The organism is Pseudoalteromonas sp. RB2-MNA-CIBAN-0110, assembly GCF_040309305.1.
Lineage (GTDB): Bacteria > Pseudomonadota > Gammaproteobacteria > Enterobacterales > Alteromonadaceae > Pseudoalteromonas > Pseudoalteromonas arctica.
The window spans coordinates 1-251 of the sequence record NZ_JBEOOQ010000259.1 but is presented as its reverse complement, the minus strand read 5'-3'; the positions used below and the strand labels follow the sequence as shown (position 1 = coordinate 251).

The 251-nt window shown below is 44.6% G+C and carries 1 protein-coding gene; it reads left to right on the top strand.

Going from position 1 to position 251, the window contains the following annotated elements; genetic code table 11:
* The coding region (locus tag AAEY68_RS21410) for an efflux RND transporter permease subunit (protein ID WP_350586865.1) at positions 1-251 on the top strand (251 nt) is incomplete at both ends.

Below are 251 nucleotides of genomic sequence, written 5' to 3'. Positions count from 1 at the left end.
GTGCAAGAGTATTTAAGCCAAGTAGCGAGTCGTTTACCAGCTACAGCCAGCGCAGAGCTTGGCCCCGATGCCACCGGTGTTGGTTGGGTATACTTATATGCACTGGTAGATAAAACCAATCAGCACGATATTAGCCAGTTACGTAGCTTACAAGATTGGTTTTTAAAATTTGAATTGCAAACAGTACCAGGCGTATCTGAGGTTGCTTCAGTAGGAGGCATGGTAAAACAGTATCAAGTTACGGTTGAACC